This is a genomic window from Deltaproteobacteria bacterium, from assembly GCA_026712905.1.
In the GTDB taxonomy this organism is placed as follows: Bacteria; Desulfobacterota; Binatia; order UBA9968; family JAJDTQ01; genus JAJDTQ01.
On record JAPOPM010000207.1, the window covers coordinates 1 to 16,322 of the forward strand.

17 protein-coding genes are annotated in these 16,322 nt (G+C 65.0%); 9 read left to right on the top strand and 8 right to left on the bottom strand.

Annotation, left to right across the window (positions count from 1 at the left end):
* Positions 1-307: 307 nt before the first annotated feature.
* Entirely contained in the window at positions 308-1,498 is a 1,191-nt protein-coding gene (locus tag OXF11_17110; protein ID MCY4488817.1) for a M24 family metallopeptidase, read from the top strand.
* 63 nt (positions 1,499-1,561) lie between these two features.
* Complete coding sequence (locus OXF11_17115; GenBank protein ID MCY4488818.1) at positions 1,562-2,776, top strand: MFS transporter; 1,215 nt, start codon at positions 1,562-1,564, stop codon at positions 2,774-2,776.
* An 11-nt stretch (positions 2,777-2,787) separates the two neighbouring features.
* On the opposite strand, the gene OXF11_17120 is transcribed toward OXF11_17115, so the two are convergent.
* Both OXF11_17120 and OXF11_17125 read right to left on the bottom strand, forming a co-directional pair.
* Entirely contained in the window at positions 2,788-3,753 is a 966-nt protein-coding gene (locus tag OXF11_17120; protein MCY4488819.1) for an XcyI family restriction endonuclease, read from the bottom strand.
* The gene (locus OXF11_17125; protein ID MCY4488820.1) at positions 3,753-4,583 is read right to left on the bottom strand and encodes a site-specific DNA-methyltransferase; all 831 of its coding nucleotides are present in this window, start codon (positions 4,581-4,583) and stop codon (positions 3,753-3,755) included. The genes OXF11_17120 and OXF11_17125 overlap by 1 nt, the downstream gene beginning before the upstream one ends.
* Before the next feature lie 301 nt (positions 4,584-4,884).
* Between OXF11_17125 and OXF11_17130 the strand changes: the two genes are divergently transcribed.
* The gene (locus OXF11_17130) at positions 4,885-5,727 is read left to right on the top strand and encodes a DUF3891 family protein (GenBank protein MCY4488821.1); all 843 of its coding nucleotides are present in this window, start codon (positions 4,885-4,887) and stop codon (positions 5,725-5,727) included.
* Between the two features lie 288 nt (positions 5,728-6,015).
* Complete coding sequence (locus OXF11_17135; GenBank protein MCY4488822.1) at positions 6,016-6,345, top strand: YciI family protein; 330 nt, start codon at positions 6,016-6,018, stop codon at positions 6,343-6,345.
* Here the strand turns inward: OXF11_17135 and OXF11_17140 are convergent.
* Together OXF11_17140 and OXF11_17145 are read right to left on the bottom strand one after the other, a co-directional pair.
* A complete protein-coding gene (locus OXF11_17140) occupies positions 6,342-7,013 on the bottom strand; it encodes a hypothetical protein (GenBank protein MCY4488823.1) in 672 nt (223 codons plus the stop codon). The genes OXF11_17135 and OXF11_17140 overlap by 4 nt on opposite strands.
* A gap of 100 nt (positions 7,014-7,113) precedes the next feature.
* Positions 7,114-7,362, bottom strand: coding sequence for a hypothetical protein (locus OXF11_17145; protein ID MCY4488824.1), 249 nt, complete (start codon positions 7,360-7,362; stop codon positions 7,114-7,116).
* A gap of 118 nt (positions 7,363-7,480) precedes the next feature.
* On the opposite strand from OXF11_17145, the gene OXF11_17150 reads away from it, so the two are divergent.
* Together OXF11_17150 and OXF11_17155 are read left to right on the top strand one after the other, a co-directional pair.
* A complete protein-coding gene (locus OXF11_17150; protein ID MCY4488825.1) occupies positions 7,481-8,554 on the top strand; it encodes an amidohydrolase family protein in 1,074 nt (357 codons plus the stop codon).
* A gap of 79 nt (positions 8,555-8,633) precedes the next feature.
* Positions 8,634-10,865: a hydantoinase B/oxoprolinase family protein gene (locus OXF11_17155; protein MCY4488826.1), complete on the top strand. Its 2,232-nt coding sequence runs from the start codon at positions 8,634-8,636 to the stop codon at positions 10,863-10,865.
* A gap of 48 nt (positions 10,866-10,913) precedes the next feature.
* Here OXF11_17155 and OXF11_17160 read toward each other — a convergent pair whose 3' ends face one another.
* The gene (locus OXF11_17160) at positions 10,914-11,720 is read right to left on the bottom strand and encodes an alpha/beta hydrolase (GenBank protein ID MCY4488827.1); all 807 of its coding nucleotides are present in this window, start codon (positions 11,718-11,720) and stop codon (positions 10,914-10,916) included.
* Positions 11,721-12,165: 445 nt separating this feature from the next.
* Between OXF11_17160 and OXF11_17165 the strand changes: the two genes are divergently transcribed.
* Positions 12,166-12,987 (top strand): LytTR family DNA-binding domain-containing protein, encoded by an 822-nt coding sequence (locus tag OXF11_17165; GenBank protein MCY4488828.1) that lies wholly within the window; start codon positions 12,166-12,168, stop codon positions 12,985-12,987.
* Positions 12,988-13,006: 19 nt separating this feature from the next.
* Here OXF11_17165 and OXF11_17170 read toward each other — a convergent pair whose 3' ends face one another.
* The 3 genes from OXF11_17170 to OXF11_17180 are packed head-to-tail and all read right to left on the bottom strand — an operon-like array spanning position 13,007 to position 14,984.
* Complete coding sequence (locus OXF11_17170) at positions 13,007-13,561, bottom strand: hypothetical protein (GenBank protein MCY4488829.1); 555 nt, start codon at positions 13,559-13,561, stop codon at positions 13,007-13,009.
* 17 nt (positions 13,562-13,578) lie between these two features.
* Positions 13,579-14,745, bottom strand: a complete 1,167-nt coding sequence (locus tag OXF11_17175) for a CoA transferase (GenBank protein MCY4488830.1) — start codon at positions 14,743-14,745, stop codon at positions 13,579-13,581.
* A gap of 23 nt (positions 14,746-14,768) precedes the next feature.
* Positions 14,769-14,984, bottom strand: coding sequence for a hypothetical protein (locus OXF11_17180; GenBank protein ID MCY4488831.1), 216 nt, complete (start codon positions 14,982-14,984; stop codon positions 14,769-14,771).
* A 118-nt stretch (positions 14,985-15,102) separates the two neighbouring features.
* Here OXF11_17180 and OXF11_17185 point away from each other — a divergent pair, with 118 nt between their 5' ends.
* Together OXF11_17185 and OXF11_17190 are read left to right on the top strand one after the other, a co-directional pair.
* Positions 15,103-15,717: a hypothetical protein gene (locus OXF11_17185; protein ID MCY4488832.1), complete on the top strand. Its 615-nt coding sequence runs from the start codon at positions 15,103-15,105 to the stop codon at positions 15,715-15,717.
* A 3-nt stretch (positions 15,718-15,720) separates the two neighbouring features.
* Positions 15,721-16,322 (top strand): hydantoinase B/oxoprolinase family protein (locus OXF11_17190; GenBank protein ID MCY4488833.1); only part of this gene is annotated, 602 nt, incomplete at its 3' end.

The following is a 16,322-nucleotide window of genomic DNA, read 5'->3' on the forward strand; positions in this document are numbered from 1 at the left end:
AACTTCCCGGACAACCAGATCGAACGCGCGAAGAAACGCGCCGCCCACTGGATGGAAATGAACGAGCGCTACCGTCCACTGGTCGAAGCCGAGAACGGCCGCAGCGCCGCCTAGGCAACTTCGGAGCCTGCCGGATTTGGCCAGAACTACCGGGTCCGGCGGGCTCCAGACCTACCCTACCCTTGAGCCCCACAGCAACCCTCCTCGCCAGACTTCCCGGCGGCTCTTCTTCCGGAACCGGTAGAGTCCGCGGCAATGCGACCGTGCGAATCCGGCAAGCGCACGGCAAAGAGAGACGGGGTGGTTCATGGAATCGGATATCCGGTTGACCGTGGCCGAGCGTGACCGCAGGTACGCCGCCATTCGAGAGCGCCTGCGGTCGCGCGCCGTCGACTGCGTGATTGCCGTCGGCAGCAACCTGTTCTATCTGACCAATGGACTTCCCGGCGAGAGGTTCGGGCTGCTTCCGACAGCGGAAGGAAAGCCGCTGACGGCCATCATCCACCGACGCCATTTCGTGGATCTGTCGCCGCAAGTACTCGCCGATGCACAGGACTGGGTCAAGGACCTGCGGTCCGGGATTGATGCCACGCCTCTGATCGCGCGGATCAGGGAACTTGGGATCGAGAACGGGACGATCGGGGTCACCGGCGCGAGAGTGGGTCATGGCGGCTTGAGTCATGGGTTTTACGAACAACTGGCCACGGATCTTCCCGCCGCCGACATCGTTGACGTATCGGATGTGCTCGCCGACGTTCGAACCCTCAAGAGCGCGGAAGAAGTCCGTATGATCGAGGCGGCCAACCGGATATTCGACGCAGCCATCGAACGGGTCCATGAGGTAGCCCGGCCGGGCATGACGGGAGCCGAGGTGGTGCAGGAGGGCGTCAAGGCCATGTGGGCGGCGGGCGGTGACACGGATTCGACTTTCTTCTTCACCTTCGGGCCCGTGCCTCTGCAAAATCCCATACTTGCCCACCTCGGGCTGCGCCGGAGGATTCAGCGAGGCGACATGGGAACGCTGACGGCGCATTCCGAATACGGACACTACGCCGGGCACAGCGATCAGGAGATCTCCTTCGGACAACCCAAGGCGCTTCACCGGGAGATGTTCGCGGGCGTACAGCATATCCGGGATGCCGTGCTCAAAAAGGTGCGGGCCGGCGTCACCCAGCGCGAATTGATCGATGCCTACGAGGTCGCCTGCAAGGACACGGGGTTCAACGCGTCACCGCATTCGCAGATTCATCAGTACGGCATCGACGTGCCCGAGTTTCCCGGACCGTCATTCAAGGTTGCGGACTCCCGGGGCGGCAAGAATCTGGGTGGCGGCGGCAACTTCGTCCTGAGGAGCGGCATGATCTACAGCATCTCGCCGACGCTTGTTGCAAGAGACGGCGACGATACCCTGCTCGGGGGGACCAGTCTCGTGGTCACCGATGAGGGCTACCGCGAACTCAGCGCGCGAAAGGTCGAACTGCTCGTGTCGGACGGCTGAAGTTCAGGCGCGATTGACCCCCGCCGATTGACCGGACAGCACACCCATCCGGTACCCTAAGCGATGACAGGGAAGCCCACGTCCTCCCGCGGCGCGCTCGTGCATCGCGGCTTCCGCTCGCTGTGCCTGGCCATTCTGGCCACGTCCTTCGGCTTCTACATCCAGCGAACCATCGAGCTGTGGCTCATCTACCAATTGACCGGCTCCGCCTTGCACCTGGGCCTCACCGGACTGGTGCGGGCGATTCCCGTCTTCGTTCTGTCGCCGTTCGGGGGCGTCCTCGCCGACCGCATCGACCGCCGCCGGTTCGTGATCATGGTGCAGGCCGGCAACGGCGTCGTCAACGCCGCGTTGGCGTTCCTGGCGATCACGGGGCTGATCGAGATCTGGCACATCTACTTCTCGGGCTTCATGAACGCATCGTTGAACGCCCTCGGCGCGCCCGCCCGCAATGCCATGGTGCCGGGCCTGGTGCCGCGCGAGACCCTCCTCAACGCCCTTTCGTACACGGCCATGAGCCGGAAGATGTCCCAGCTCTGGGCGCCCGTCCTGACCGGCTTCCTCATCGTCTGGCTCGGCTCCGGCCCGACCTATGCCCTCAACGGCTGCGTCTACTTCTCGGCGGCGTTCCTGGTGGCGGCGATTCACTACGTGTCGGACACGTCCGGCGTCCGCGAGTCACCGCTCCGAAGCCTGAAGGACGGTTTCGGATTCGTTCGCCGGGAAGCCGCGGTGTGGGTCTTTCTCGCCATGGAACTCGTCACCGTCTACATCGGCAGCTATCGCGCCCTGCTGCCGATCTTCGTGACCGCCCTGGGCGCCGGCGCCGAAGCCTTCGGCCTCCTGCTGTCCTCGGGCGCCGGCGGCGCGATCCTCGGCGTCGCCGTGATCATGTCCCTGGGCAACCTGCGGTACAAAGGGCTCTGGGTGGCGTTCAGTCTCTTCGCCTATGCCGTCGCCCTAGTGGTGCTGGCGTTCTCGGGCTGGTTCCTGTTGGCCATGGCCGCGGTGTTCGTGCTCGGCCTGTTCGAAGCCGTGCAGATGGTGCTCTGCAACGCCATCGTCCAGACCGCCACACCCGACAGGCTGAGAGGACGGGTTTTGAGCTTCCAGCGTATGATGGGCGTGGGCGGCACGAGCGCCGGCGAGGCCCAGTCGGGCTTCGTCGCCGCGTTCCTGGGAGCCCCCCTGACCCTGATCGTGGGCGCCGCCATCGGCGCCGTGACCACGCTCGGCCTCATGGCCTTCAAGCGGGAGGTCCGGAGGGCGGACCTGTGAGCGGTGCGGGATCAGCCGGGAATTCCCACCAAAGACAGGACGCGCGAACGAAAGTCACGAAACTCGTCGCCTTCGCCCCGCTTGAGTCCGGAGATCCGGTAAAAGCGATTGGTTGACGGAGACTCTCTACGCGCCATCGCCAGGTCGATGTTGTCCACGTTGACGATGGTCCAACACTCGACGAAGCCCGCCTGCCTGGCCTTCTGGTGGCTTTTCTCGGCCTCGCCTATCCGGTTGTGGATGTTGGAGAAGTCCGTGCCGGACTTGACCTCGATGGCGATGACGTTTCGTTGCTCCTCGGGTGCCATCGCTTCCACAATGACGATATCGGGATCGGCCGCGCACTGGATCGTCACGCTCCGGCCAGAAGCGTTGTGGATGTCGAGCCGCTTGCTGGTCTCCTTTTGGATGTTACCCTTGACCACCTCTCGGATGGCGTCGAAGACCACCACGATTCCCGCGCTGCCTTTTCTGACGTTCGCCCCTCCACGGAGTTGCGGGCCCAGGGTCAACAACGTCAGATCGTCGAGAAACTGCGGTTGGATATCCCCCTCGTCAAGGGCGGCCAATAACAAGGAGGCACAGCGGTTCATGCCCGCACAGAGGTCGGGCAGCAACTCGTCCTGCCGGGAAGAAAGCGTACCGCTGTCCTCCATGCTCTTGAACTGCCCCGCGCCGCCACTGCTGCCGTAGAAGGCCTTCTGGCTGAAACCCAACAGTAACCTGTAGTACCCAAGAAGCGACGGGTTCCCACGAAGCAGGCAAGGGACCGGGAACAAGAGCTCACCCCGCAGACCATGCACCGCAAGACGCTTGAGGTCCACTTCGCGCACGGAATCGCGGAGTTCCGCGTCAATCTCATGCAGCGATACTTCCTGGACGGTTGCCAGGAGCGCCTCCTGCAACAGTTGACTTCGAATCGCCTTCAACGACCTGGCAAAGTCGATCTGTAATTCGGGCGCGGGTAGTTCGATCATCACGGGCTGCCCAGGTTCAACTCCAGTTGCTGTTCGTGTACTGAGAGACGGCCCGCGGCCAGTTCGACATATTCAGGATGCAACTCGATGCCGATATATCGTCTACCCGTCTTCTGGCAGACGATACCCACCGTACCCGTCCCGAAGAAAGGGTCGAGCACGTAGTCGCCGGGACGGGTTCCCGCCAGGATGCAGGGTTCGATGAGCTTAGCGGGAAACGTCGCGAAGTGCGCGTCCTTGGTGGGCTCGGTGTTCACGTCCCAGACCGAACGACGATTGCGTTTGCGCGCGCCGTTGTCGCTTGGCTCCTTGATCGCCTCGTGATCGTAGTGATATCGCTCGCTCCTCGTGAAAAGGAAGATGTACTCGTGCGCGCGCGTGGGCCGATCCTTGACGCTCTCGGGCATGGCATTGGGCTTGTGCCACACGATGTCACTCCGCAAGTACCAGCCGTCTTCTTGGAGCGCCAGTGCCAAGCGCCACGGCACCCCAATCAGGTCCTTGGGCTTGAGGCCTTCCGGTGTCTCGGGGCGCACCGACATTGCCCGGGCGCGATTTTTCTTGTCCGGGGCACGCCAAGTCCTGTTCCCGCTCGTATAGCCATCTCCCACGTTCAGCCAAAAGGTCCCATCCCGCTTCAGAACCCGCTTCACTTCACGGAAGACGGCGATCAGACGGTTGATGAACTGTGGCAGGGTCGACTCCAGACCGATCTGATCTTCGATCGCGTAGTCGCGCAGACCCCAGTAAGGCGGGGAGGTCACGACACACTGGACGCATTCACGAGGCAACCGCGAGAGGACATGCTGTGCATCTCCGTGAAGGATCATCGACTCGGTCAGCCGAATATCCGGCGTGTAGCTTGGCAGCTTCTCGCTGACGATGAAGGCCATCTGTCCCCGCGGTCTAAGTGACGAGATACGGCGGCGAATCTCCATTGAAGCTACAGGACGGGACGTGGTTCTTCAATCCCGGTTGACGCCTGTCCCGTCGGCCTTGTTTATAGGCGCCTCAGAAAGCAAGGTAAAACCGCCTCCCTTGTTGCCGGGACGCCCCGTGTGGCACATTAGCGGCGGAAGATTGGCTGGCGCTTGCCCGTGCCGGCCCAATGGCAAACAAGGAGACGCGGCCATGATGGTGTGCCCCTACGACGACGATCGCCTGCTCTTGATCCTCCAGGTGGACCACTCCCGCGTCACCGGGTGGCTGGCCGCCCATTGGGGAAACGACGAGTTCGCGCGTCCGTCACCCTACGCCGCCATGGTGCTGGCGGCGCAGGAGCACGACACCGGGTGGTGGGACTGGGAGATCAAGCCGGAACTCAACGACGAGGGACGACCGCCCGACTACATCGGCAGCATCAAGCACCTGGGACTCGGCGTGTGGCTCGCGTTCTACCGGAACGGCATCACGCGCCTGGCGGAGCAGGACGCGTACGCGGGCTACATCGTGTCGCTGCACGCGGAGGCTCTCCTGACCCAAGGCAAGGGGCTGCTCTCCTACATGCCCGACTACACGGTGCATGAAGAGGTGCGCGAGTTCCTGGAGGAGCAGGAAGGCTACCGCGCGGGGCTCATGGCGCGGCTCCAGGCATCGCCGGAGTACCGGGACTGCGTGACCGATGAGCAGCTCTGGACCAACTTCAAGCTGATGGAGATCTACGACCAGATGGGACAGTTCGTCTGCAACCGGTATCCGTTCGACGCGACCGACCGCAAGAACGGTCCCAGCCCCACCCTGAGCGGCATCGCCGCGCCCGTGAGGCCCGGAGCTGACGACGCCGTGTTGACGTTCGACATCCGGGATGAGGGGAGCGCCGTGGTCACGCCGTACCCCTTCGACGTCGATCCGTTACCGGTGTCATTCCATGGACGTCTGGTCCCGAACCGTTGTTACGACAGCCAAACTGAGTTTCTGGCGGAGTATTACGGGGCCGAGCGGCTGCCCATCCGCTATACGCTGCATTCGAGCTAGCGCCCCACCACTACCCGCTTCCCAGGCCGTGTCAAGACGTCGACCGGAAAAGAATTGGCACCACCAAACCCCCGAGAGTCATTCCCGCGGAAGCGGGAATCCAGGGGTAGTGGGGGGCACTACAACGGCGTTGGCCCGCCTCGCCGCCCCTGGATTCCCGCTTCCGCGGGAATGACGTTCTGTTACGTAGTTGCCTCATGAGTCTTGACACAGTCTGTTCCGCGGGAATGACGATTCGGAACTCATGACGTGCACCTAACCGGCTTGCGCTCCAAAGGAGACCCAACCATGTGGTACCTCGTACTCTCTCGTTCCCTTCCCGAAAAGGAAGAACTCAAGCAACGCAACTACGACGATCACCGGGATTGGCTGGAACAACAGCATCGGGCCGGCCGCCTGCTCTTCTCGGGGCCGACGTCCGACCGCGCCTACGGAATCTACGTCATGCTGGCTTCAAGCCTGAGCGAAGCCCAGGCCCTCGCGGGGGAGGATCCCCACCACGCCCGCGGAATCCGGACCATGGAAGTCCTGGAATGGGCTCCGCACCGGGCATTCCGCATGGAAGCCACCACCATCGCCGACGTAGAGGCCATGGCGAGCGGCAACGGACCGGCCTAACGCCGGCGGCGGTCTGCCCGGTCGTGGCGGCGGGGACGGTCATGCCGGCTGAACCGGTCATGGCGGTGAGATCGGCCGCGCCGTTGCAGCCGGTCGTGCCGGTCGGCACGATCACGACGGTTGAGGCGGTCGTGGCGGTGAGACCGACCCTGACGGTGCAGCCGGTCGTGGCGACGCAACCGGTCATGTCGATGGAACCGGCGCGGCCGGTCCTGACGGATCCCGTAGAACAGGATCACCGGCGCCGCCCAGTGGTAAGGATTAGGGCGGGGATAGTGGCGGCGATCCTTGTAAACGCGAGTGTAGACCGGCTTCGGCGCGACGGGTTGGTGCCATGCGCCGGCCGCCGTGCGGCAGCGCGTGCCCCAGACCTGGGCCTGGCGGTTGTCGACGAAAACCTCGCGCTCGAACTTGCGGCAATCCTGCCCCGCGGCGTTGCGGTAGGTCAGCGTCGGGGTGACCGTGCCCCAGTGGCCGGTCTCGAGGCTCTCCCATAATTCGGCCTCTCCGGTCCTGTTGAACTCGAGCGCGTTCTGAAGCGCCTGCTCCTGGTGACGTCGATCGGCATTGGACAGCAGCGCATCGGGGGACGGCGCGCCCGCCCATGCCGCTCCCATACAGAACGCCAACGCAACCGGAACTACTAACGCGGTGACAAGCCGCTTCATGAGACCACCTCCATGCCAGGAGTGCCCGTAAACTGCCTTCAAGTATACGCTCCGGAAGGCGGTCTCACAATCGGCCAACACGAATTTACCGGGCAAGCCGCTAGCGTCCCTCGCGCTCCATCGCCGCCAACCGTTCCCGGGCCTTGGCCGCGAACGGGCTGTCGGGATGGTCGCGCAGGATACGGTTGTAGAGCTTGCGCGCGTGCTCCTTGTTGTTTTGCACTTCCTCGAACTGCGCGGTCTCGAACATCTCCTCCGCCCCGTCGCCGCAGCCCGCCAAGGGCAGCACCAGCATCAAGACCAACAGCACGCGCACACAGATCCTGCGAATCGATTCAAACGTCGTCATCGAGTTTCACCCCATGTGTGTCGCCCAATCCCAATTTGACAGGAACCCGCGACTGTGGCGAACTGAACGCCGCATCGCTGTCCATTGGAACCTCGCCCTGAGCCCGGAGGAAACGACCATGCCGATCATCGACGCAGACGCCCACGTTGTGGAAATCGACGAGACCTGGGAATACCTCGAACCCTCCGAACGGGAGTACAAGCCCGGCGTGGTCTACGAGAGGCTGGAGAACGGCGAGACTCTCAAGTCCTGGATCATCGGTGGCAACAAGGTGGGGACCCCGTGGCCCGGTGGTGGAACCCGAAGCGACGCCATCACCGGCACCTTCATCGGTAACGTGCCGCTGGACCTCAAGGCCAAGTACATGCTGGACGTGGACGCCCGGCTGGCGCACATGGACGAGTTGGGCACCGACACCCAAGTGCTCTTCCCCACCCTGTGGGTACACCCGCTCACGGACCGGCCGGCGGTGGAGAACGCTCTCTGTTGGAGCTACAACCGCTGGCTGGCCGACATCCATTCCCGCGGCCACGGGCGCTTCCGTTGGGCTTGTGTGGCGTCGCTGAGCGACATCCCGGAGGCGCGGCGGCAGATGCGTTTCGCCCGGGACCACGGCGCGGTGGCGGTGAACATCTCCGGGCTCGACTACCGCAACCGGCTGATCAACGACCCCGACTTCTTCCCGCTCTACGAGGAAGCCAGCGACCTCGACATGCCCGTGTGCATCCACTCGGGCACCAACAGCCCGGACATGGACCGGGTCTGGGGCAAGCCCCTGTGCGGCTACCAGCGCAACAAGTTCGTGGGGCTCGGCGCGTTCCACCTGCTGATCATGTCGAACCTGCCCGACCGCTTCCCCAAGCTCCGCTGGGGCATCATCGAGCTGAGCGCGGGCTGGCTGCCCTACCTCATCAACGACCTGCGACGCCGCGTGGAACGGCGCGGCGGCAAGCTCAAGGAGCGCATCCTCGCCGACAACAACATCTGGGTCGCCGCCCAGATGAACGACGACCTGGAGCACATCATCAAGTACGTGGGCGACGACCGCCTGGTCATGGGCACCGACTACGGCCACGCCGACTCCTCCACCGAGATCCACGCGCTCCAGTTACTGCAGCAGCACGAGTTCCTCGCCCCCGAGAGCGTCTCGCGCATCCTCTACGACAACCCCGTGGAGTTGTACGCGTTGTAGCCGGAACCAAGAGCATCGTGTACCGCCTTGCTTGAATCCGACAGCGACACCAAACCGTAAGCTCCCAGGAGAAGACCCCATGGCAGACACCCCCGAGCTGGATCCCGTCAAGTACGAGATGTTCCTGCACCGCCTCTGGGCCATCGGCGAGGAGGGGCGTTCGTCGATCCAGAAGGTGACGGCGTCGCCCATCGTCGCCCAGGGGGGCGAGTGCATGGCGTCATTCTATACCGCCGAGGGTGAGATGATCCTGGCCTGCTCGGGGCACCTGCGCTTCGCCGCGGCCACCTCGGACGCCATCAAGAAGGTCATCGAGTGGTACGGCGAGAGTCCGGGCTTCTTCGATGGCGACCAGCTCTTCTTCAACGACCCCTACATCGCCGGCGCGCACACCTACGACATGCTCATCATGAAGCCCGTCTTCCATGACGGCGTGCTCACCAACTGGATCGCGTCGAGCATCCACACCGCGGACACGGGCGGTTCCATGCGCGGCGTGGCCACGGAGATCTACCACGAGGGCATCCGTATCCAGGGCGCCAAGGTGGTGGAGAAAGGCGAGTTCCGCGAGGACGCCTTCCGCTGTCTGACCCAGCAGTGTCGCGACCCCGAGTACGTGGGCCAGGACATCCGCTCGCAGATCGCGTCGAACAACGTGTGCGCCCGGGGCTTCCTGGAGTTGGTGGAGAAGTTCGGCCTGGACTTCATCGCGGGGGCGGGACGCAAGGTCATTGAGGACTCCGAGCGCATGGCGCGGGCGCGGTTGCGGGACCTGCCGGACGGCAACTGGACGTCGGTGATCCCCGGCACCGCCTGGGACCGCAAGGGCGGCGGGGTCAAGCCCTACCACGTGGTGTGCCGGCTGGAGAAGAAGGGCGAGGAGATGCACCTCGACTTCAGCGGCACCAGCGGCCAGATGAACGACATGTCCAACTCCACGCTGGCCGGCACCATGGCACAATTGGCGGTGGCCTTGACGGACTTCCTGTTCTGGGACGTTCCCTGGAGTGACGGCAAGTTCAAGCCGATTTCCGTCACCATCCCCGAGGGCAGCATCCTCAACTGCCGGTTCCCGGCCGCCTGCGGCAACGCGCCCGCGGTGGGGGTGACGGCCAAGGTGGCGCTCCACGACTGCATTTCACGCATGCTCTACAGCGGCGGCAGCGACGACATCAACGCCGCATGGCAGGGTATCTGGTACGGCGGCGGCCCGCTGGCCTTCTACGGCGGCCACAACCGCGAGGGACTGGTGACCGCGCAGGGCCTCTACGACGGCCACGGCGCCGGCTTCGGCGCCACCCCGGTACGGGACGGCGTTCCCTGCGGCGGCAACATGAACATCCCCGGGGGCGGCGTCAGCGACATCGAACGTATCGAGATGCAGTACCCGTTCATCTACTTCACCCGGAACCACCACGTCGACGGCGGCGGCGCCGGCATGAACGCCGGCGGCACCGGCAGCTACCGCATCTACATGATCTTCGGCACCCGGGACTGCAGCGTCAACTACCCGCCCTACGGCTGCATGCCCGAGGGCGCGGGCCTCTTCGGCGGCTACCCCACCGGCATCGGCGGCACCCGCGCGGTGTTCCACACCGACGGCGCGGATCTGATGGAACGGTTGCGCGCGGGCGACTACCCTCTCCAGCCGGCGCAACTGGAGAGCGAGGGATGGGGCGCCCGGGCCCATCCCGAACAGATCCAGGGGCGCGTGCCGCTGCCGGAGCACTGCATCGTCGCGGACTTCGTGGGCGGCGGCGGCGGCTTCGGCGACCCCCTGGAGCGCGACCCGGAGAAGGTCCGGCGCGACATCCGCGTGGGCGTCACCTCGCGGCGCATCGCCGAGGAGATCTTCGGAGTGGTGCTGACAGAAGACGGCGCCGTGAACGCCGAGGGTACGGCGAGACGGCGGGAGGCGATCCGCGCCGAGCGCCTGGCCCAGGGAGCGCCCCTGGCCGGCGCCACCAGCGCGGCGCCCAATGGAGGGAACGCCGCACCCGAGGACGGCGACGAGTTGCGCTTCCATCCGTGCATGGCCATCGTCCAGGAGGACGGCCGGCAGGTAATCCGCTGCACCCGCTGCGGCCACCGCTACTGCGAGGCCCAGGACAACTACAAGCACTACGCACTCAGACGGAAGCGCGACCTCGAGGAACTGTCCGGCCAGAAGATGCCGTCCGGCGAGCCCTACATCGCCAAGTTCATCGAGTACTATTGCCCCGGTTGCGCCACCATGCTCCAGGTGGACACGTTCTGCCCCGAGCTGGACGACGAGAACGCGCCGATGCGGGACTTCGGTCTGGACGCATAGCCGGGCCCACGGTGGGCCCATAAGCGCACCGTACCGCGGCGCTCCGTATTACTCCTTCAGGAACTCGATCGCCTTGCCGTCGTAGACCTCGCCAGCGTCCCACATGAGCATGTGGCAGGCCTTGTCGATGATCTCGAGCCGCAGCTCCGGCATCAACTCCTTTAGCTTGGCGCATTTCTCGGCCGCCTGGTTGCGGTCCTGCTTGCCGTAGAGCAGCAGCATGGGCGGCTTGACTTCCATGAGACGCGCCCACAGCCGCGGGCCTTCCCGCTTGGGCTCCACCACCCGTTGCCGTTCCAGGAACGTCTCGAGGTTCTTGCCCACGCTCATGCCGTGACGCTTCTCCAGCACCTCGGGGGTGATCAGCTCCTTGTGGTACAGGTTCGACTCCAGGAGTTCCCTGGAATCCTCCAGTGTCGGCGGGGCGTCCGTGGCCTCGCTGCTGGCGTGGGCCGGCGGCGCGAAGCCCGGGAGTCCCTGCAGCAGGCTGCCGCTGCACACCACCAGCACCTTGGCCACGCGGTCGGGGTGGTTCAGGGCGGTCTCGACCACGATACCACCAGCCTGGGAGTGTCCGACCAGGGCCGCGCCGTCGGCGTCGATGGCGCTCATGAATTGCGGCAGGAACCGGGTCCGCCAAGCCAGGGTGTAGTCCTCGGGCGCGTCCGACAGGCCAAAACCCGGCTGGTCGTAGGCCACGGCCCGGAACCCGGCGTCCGCCAACGGTCCCATGTGCCGTTCGAACACGTCCCCCGACGAGCCCAGGGAGGCGCCGTGCAGCATGATCACCGGCATCCCGGAGCCTTCCTCCAGATAACGAATCTTGAGACCGTCTACCGTGACTTCGCGTTCCATGTATCGTTCCTCCGTGCGATGAATCCCCCAATGCGCCCATGCACAAGTGGCCTGTACCACATTCGCGATGGTACAGGCCACCCGCTCCGCTCTCGCCGGAGGCCGCCTTCCTCGGCCTGCCACATTCCATGGGTCGACCCGTTCCGGCGTTTCCGGATCGGGCTGGCTCCTCCTGCTTCAGCTCGCCTCGCTTCAAGACGCCTCTCGTTCGCCTCCATGCATGGACGATCAGGATTTCAGGACTTGCATCGGCTTGCGCTTCACACCTCCTTCAAAATAGCTATCGTTCTTATCCGAATCTCATATCCGAACCGGACCACCGCAATACCGTAACGAGGCCCGACAACGCGAACTGTATTGACACGACCCGGTCCGCGCGCTAGCATTAAGTCAAGGAGGCGAGTTGATACTAAGCCGACAAGACGACTCACAGGCTTCGGAGAAAGTGAAACCTCCCTTTCTTCACCGTGAACTCTTCCCGCCTCTTGTCTATGTCTTCCTGCTGACCCTGGTCGGCATCACCTACGAGAACGAACTGTCGTGGACACGAGCCGCGACCTATCTGGCCGCATCCACGCTCTTGTGCCTGCCCGTCTGCGTTTCCTACGGGATTATCGCCATGCACCTCTCGAGACTCCACGCCCGAATGGCTGGAGTGTTGTCCGTGGTGGGGTCCGCGCTTCTTTCCGCCGGATCGGTCACGGTGCTTGTCTATGGTGTGGACCGGTTGTTTCGGACGGGATTCGTTCCCAACAAGACGCGCGACCCTTACGTGCTTGCGCTCGCCGGATTGTTCCTGTGCGTTTCGTTGGCGCAATACGCCATGGTCCGGCGCCACAAATGGAACCAGGCGGAACCGCGGCTTGAACGAATGGCGTCGAACGACGTTCCCAACGCGCGAACGCGGCCTGCGACTACATTCGAAGGTTTGATGGGGACGTCCGGGGCGGGTTTCTTCGGACGGCTACCGGCGGCACTGGGCCGGGATATCGTCTATCTGAAGATGAACGACCACTACGTGGAGGTGTTCACCACGAAGGGACGCGCGATGTTGCTGATGCGCTTCGCGGATGCGGTGAAGGAACTCGACGGGTTGGGGATGCGCGTGCATCGTTCCTATTGGGTAGCACACGGCCATGTGAACCAGTTGCTGCAGCGGGGCCGGCGGAAGTTCATCCTGGTCACGGGAGGCCACGAGGTACCGGTAAGCCGTACCCACCTGCCCGCCATCGAGTCGATACTGGAAGGGCGACAGCAGGAACGCTGAAACGGCAAGCCCACGGGCGCTAGCCGTCGCGGATCTCGGACACCCGCAAAGGCTCCTCCGGCAACAACGCGTCGCAGATCGCGGGAGCCAGCCCGAAGGCCCGGCCCATGGCTGACAGCAGCAGATCCGCGACGACGCGTTCCTCGCCCTCGCGGGTGCGGGCGTTCTTCTCCAGGGTCAACGAACGGACCGTAACAGACTCGCCCCGGCACACCGCGACGTGAGCGCGGTGCTCTCCTTTCCGGGGACGGTCGGTGACGAGCGCCGCGGTGCAGGCCACTCCCACCACCTCCAGGTCGGGGCTCGGCCGCAATGCCCGCGCCCTTTCGCATGCCGTCCGGGCCAACGCCGCCGCGGTTTCGGCCGACGTCGACTGCGCCGGCGTGTACCCCAGGAACGCGCCCATCGACCGGTCGCTATACGGCACCAGCGCCTCCAGCACGGTACGCGACGCCCCCGGCACCGTAAAAAGGTCCGCCAGCGCCGGCGTGCCGCCGCCGGTCACCACCAGCACGGCCATGAACGGGCTCCGATGGATCTCCGCGATGAACTCGGTGAGTGAAGGGATTACCATGACGATCGAGGATTCCGTCAGACAACGCCGCGCTCACGGAGGCTCCGGACGGCTTCCTCACCGTAACCCAAGGCCTGCAGGACCTCTTCGGTGTTCTCCCCTACCAGGGGCGCCGGGCGCGCCAGCCGCGGCGGCGTGCCCGACAGGTTCACGCTGCTGCCGATGAGCCGCGTGGTGCCTCGCTCGGGATGATGGATCTCCCGGGGCAACCCGAGGTGCCGGACCTGTGGGTCTTCGAACACCTCCTCGGCCGCGTAGATGGGCGCGTGGCTCAGGTCTTCCTTGCCGAGCCGTTCCAGCCACGCCGCCCGGGGCGCGCCGCCGAACACCTCCCGCAGGATGCCCATCAGGTCGTCGTGATGGGCGACGCGGTCTTCGTAGGCGGCAAAACGCGGGTCATCAAGGAGGTCGGGACGCTCGATGACACGGACCAGGGCCTCCCAGGAACGTTGGTGGGTGGCGAGGTGCACCAGCAGCGGCCGCCCGTCACCCGCCGGCAGGCAGAACAGCCGCCCCCGCTGGAAGTTCTCCGGCGTGACGGCGGCGCCGCCGTTCAGGAACTCCGCGAAATGCGACTCGATGAAACCCATGCTCGCCTGAAGAAGCGACACGTCCACGAACTGTCCCGTGCCGGTACGGCCGCGCGCCGCGAGCGCGGCCAGGATGCCGTAGGCGGCGAAGACACCGGTGACGTGGGCGGTGATGGAGAGTCCCCCCATCCTTGGGTCGTGCGGATCCGTGAGCAGGCTGAGCATGCCGCTGACCGCCTGGCCGATGGACTCGAAGCCCGGCCGGTCCTCGTAGGGTCCGCTCTGGCCGAAGGCCGTCACCGAACAGTGGATGAGCGCGGGGTTGCGCCGCCGCAAGTCCTCGTAGTCGAGCCCCAGCGCCTTGCGCGTTCCGGGACGGAAGCTCTCGATGAGGATGTCCGCCCGCTCCAGCATCCGGCATAGAATGTCCCGCGCCTCGGCCTCCCGCAGGTTGAGCGTCACGCTCTTCTTGTTCCGGTTGAGCACCCTGAAGACTGGGCCATAGGACTCCCGTCCCCGGGCCGGATCGCCACCCCCCGGAAGTTCCACCTTGATGACCTCGCATCCCAGATCGCCCAGGAGACTCCCCGCGTAAGGGCCGGCGACGTGCCCGCTCGCGTCGATGGCCACCGTGCCGTCCAGCGCACCACTCATGCCGTGTCCTCCCTGGCCCCGCGTCAGAACGGGCGGTTGAAGAAGGGTTTCCCTTCCCGCATCCGGAAGATACCGACGAAGCCCAGCAGTCCGCCGAGGAATCCGCCCAGGAAGATCACGGTAGCCACGAAATCGGTGGTGGAGCCCGGCCCCAGCACCGCGTAAACGACGTACCTGGCCACCGATCCGACGACCAACGCGACCACCAGGCCGATGGCGGTAAGGGTCCTGTATCTCATCGACGCCGCTCCTCCAAGGTCTGCCCAAGGCTGTCCAAGGCAATGTTGACAGCGTTTGCAGGATTGCATACTGTCCTTGGCTGTTGCAAGAAACCGGCGCGACGGAGGACAGACCGGCATGGACAACGACAGACCCAACGCCCTGGAGCGGTTCATCGAGAAGACCCGCGCGCTGTTCGCCGCGGAAACCGACCTGGATAAACGCTGGACCACGCTGACGCCGATCCTGGCGGAGATGCTGGCCGACCCCGAGGTGCTGGAGGCCTCCAAGGCCTGGCCCGACTGCGTGCCCCGGGACGGACGTGCCGAGAACCTGCTGTTCTACGAGGACCCGGACTACGGCTTCGCCATCAACGGCCTGACCAAGGGGAACGCCCGCCAGGGAGGCCGCGCCCGCATCCACGACCACGCACACATCTACACCCTCTACGGCGTCCTTGACGGCCACGAACGCATCGAACGCTACGACCGCCTCGACGACCGCTCCAAGCCGGACTACGCCGAGATCCGGCTGGCCGCCGACAAGCACGTGGGACCGGGCGAGATCGACCTGGTGCGGCCCTACGAAGTGCACACCGAGACCACCGTGGGCGAGAGGACCGTGGCCGTCATCGTCCGCAGCCAGAAGGGCGGCAGCTTCAACCAGGGCCGCTACAAGCCCGAGACCAACGAGTATTACGAGAGCCTGGGTCCGCGCCAGACGCCAGTGGAAATGCTGCCCGGCCGCGCGTGACCCATGGACGCCATCAAGCTCGAGGTCATCTACAACGCCACCAACCAGATCGCGTACGAGCTGACGCAGAAGCTCATGCGCAACGGCTACTCCTCCATCGTCAAGGAGAGCCAGGATCTGGCCCTGAGCATCTGCGACCGCCAGGGGCGCAACGTCGGACAGTACTCGCCCAACCCGGTGGGACTCGGAGTCGTGGGGTCCCAGCTCCAGGGCATCCTTCAGGACTTCGCCGGCGCCATCGGCGAAGGGGACACCTTCATCCTCAACCACCCCTACCGGTACTGTCAGAACCACCCCAGCGACGTCACGCTGATCTCACCGGTGTTCCACCACGGGGAGATCATCGCCTTCGTCGGCAACACCGCCCACAAGCCGGACATCGGCGGCAAGGTCCCGGGCACCAACGCCGGCGACGCCACCGAGGTGTTCCAGGAAGGGCTGCTGATACCGCCCCTGAAACTCTACGAGGCCGGGGTTCTCAATGACGCCGTCAAGCAGCTCATCTGCGCCAACACCCGCACGCCGGAGGTCACCTGGGGCGACATCCGCGCGCAGGTGACCGCCAACCTCCACGGCATCGACCGGCTGACGGCGCTGGCGGACCG

Coding starts and splice junctions, on each gene's coding strand:
- OXF11_17155 (MCY4488826.1), top strand. CDS start 8,634: ATGGCAGACACCCCCGAGCTGGATCCCGTCAAGTACGAGATGTTCCTG.
- OXF11_17160 (MCY4488827.1), bottom strand. CDS start 11,720: ATGGAACGCGAAGTCACGGTAGACGGTCTCAAGATTCGTTATCTGGAG.
- OXF11_17185 (MCY4488832.1), top strand. CDS start 15,103: ATGGACAACGACAGACCCAACGCCCTGGAGCGGTTCATCGAGAAGACC.
- OXF11_17130 (MCY4488821.1), top strand. CDS start 4,885: ATGATGGTGTGCCCCTACGACGACGATCGCCTGCTCTTGATCCTCCAG.
- OXF11_17140 (MCY4488823.1), bottom strand. CDS start 7,013: ATGAAGCGGCTTGTCACCGCGTTAGTAGTTCCGGTTGCGTTGGCGTTC.
- OXF11_17145 (MCY4488824.1), bottom strand. CDS start 7,362: ATGACGACGTTTGAATCGATTCGCAGGATCTGTGTGCGCGTGCTGTTG.
- OXF11_17175 (MCY4488830.1), bottom strand. CDS start 14,745: ATGAGTGGTGCGCTGGACGGCACGGTGGCCATCGACGCGAGCGGGCAC.
- OXF11_17110 (MCY4488817.1), top strand. CDS start 308: ATGGAATCGGATATCCGGTTGACCGTGGCCGAGCGTGACCGCAGGTAC.
- OXF11_17150 (MCY4488825.1), top strand. CDS start 7,481: ATGCCGATCATCGACGCAGACGCCCACGTTGTGGAAATCGACGAGACC.
- OXF11_17170 (MCY4488829.1), bottom strand. CDS start 13,561: ATGGTAATCCCTTCACTCACCGAGTTCATCGCGGAGATCCATCGGAGC.
- OXF11_17120 (MCY4488819.1), bottom strand. CDS start 3,753: ATGATCGAACTACCCGCGCCCGAATTACAGATCGACTTTGCCAGGTCG.
- OXF11_17125 (MCY4488820.1), bottom strand. CDS start 4,583: ATGATCCTTCACGGAGATGCACAGCATGTCCTCTCGCGGTTGCCTCGT.
- OXF11_17135 (MCY4488822.1), top strand. CDS start 6,016: ATGTGGTACCTCGTACTCTCTCGTTCCCTTCCCGAAAAGGAAGAACTC.
- OXF11_17115 (MCY4488818.1), top strand. CDS start 1,562: ATGACAGGGAAGCCCACGTCCTCCCGCGGCGCGCTCGTGCATCGCGGC.
- OXF11_17180 (MCY4488831.1), bottom strand. CDS start 14,984: ATGAGATACAGGACCCTTACCGCCATCGGCCTGGTGGTCGCGTTGGTC.